The following is a 1,190-nucleotide window of genomic DNA, read 5'->3' as shown; positions in this document are numbered from 1 at the left end:
CAGGCTCGGTTGCCATTACAGCTGCTGCGCCACAAATAGAGCTACCTGCGCCAATTAATATGGTTGTTTGTTCATCAAGCTTAAATACGCGCTTACCTAACTGCACTGCCAAAATAAATGTGCCTAACAGCATTACAACATCGGTTAATAAGCCTTCCCAGCCTACGCCCGCTACTTGCGCAAAGGTAATTCTAAACCCAAACAACACAACCCCCGCTTTAAGCAATATACTTTTAGCGTAATCAACACCTATATCGGTTTGCGTAGCAATACGCGAAAACACACTGTTACCCACAATAATGCCAAGCACTATACCAATAGTTAAAGAGCTAAATTGCGCACTTTGCATTATGGGTAACTTACTTAATGCAACAGATGCCCCCGCCAAAACCACCACCAGCAGCATACCTAACCACCAGCGCGTATCGGCATATTGCTTAGTATTAATACCCAAAGGCTGAAACCCATTTTTAATAGCGCTAAGCATAATATTTCCTCAATTGAACAACGTTAAACTGTTGACTTCATTTTAAGAAAGCGCAAAATATAACTCCAATACATTAAAATCATGATTCGATAACTTAAAGTTATCGAATTTGAGAGGCACAATGAACTTGCATGCACTTCGGGTGTTTTATACGGTAGCAAAGCTTGGTAGTTTTTCAGGCGCAGCTGAAGCGCTTTTTATAAGCCAACCGGCTGTATCTAAAGCGCTAAAAGAGCTTGAGCACCAATTAAATATTCAACTTATAGAGCGTGCATCTAAAGGCAAAAAACTTACCTTAAGCGAGGGCGGCCAAGCCTTGTATGATCATGCACGTAGCATTTTTGCCATTGAAAAAGCCGCCATAGAAGATATTAAATCACGCACAGGGCTTAAGCGTGGCACGCTCGTTATAGGCACTAGTACAACCATTGCCAGCTATTGGCTACCGCCCTACTTAGCTAAATTTTGCGCGCAGTACCCTGATATAAAAGTAGAAGTACAAGTGGCTAATACAGCGCAAATTGAGCACGCCCTACTTGAATGCACTATCGATTTAGCACTGGTTGAAGGCACACCAACCGAGCCGCATATTATAAGTAAGCACTGGCAAAACGATTTAATGAGTATCGTTATACCCAGTAACTTTAAGCCCGCTAAAAACTTAAATGCATGGTTAAACAAACAGTTTTGGCTACTGCGCGAG

2 protein-coding genes are annotated in these 1,190 nt (G+C 42.1%); one reads left to right on the top strand and one right to left on the bottom strand.

Features of this window, described 5'->3' with window-relative positions; translation table 11 throughout:
- Nucleotides 1–487 (bottom strand): putative sulfate exporter family transporter (locus L656_RS0101430; protein WP_024597917.1); only part of this gene is annotated, 487 nt, incomplete at its 3' end.
- Nucleotides 488–608: 121 nt separating this feature from the next.
- On the opposite strand from L656_RS0101430, the gene L656_RS0101425 reads away from it, so the two are divergent.
- Nucleotides 609–1,190, top strand: a 582-nt coding sequence (locus L656_RS0101425; RefSeq protein WP_024597916.1) for a LysR family transcriptional regulator, incomplete at its 3' end; no start/stop codon positions are given.

Source organism: Pseudoalteromonas sp. TAE56 (genome assembly GCF_000497955.1).
Lineage (GTDB): Bacteria > Pseudomonadota > Gammaproteobacteria > Enterobacterales > Alteromonadaceae > Pseudoalteromonas.
The sequence above is the reverse complement of the archived record's forward strand: the minus strand, read 5'-3'. Positions and strand labels throughout refer to the sequence as shown.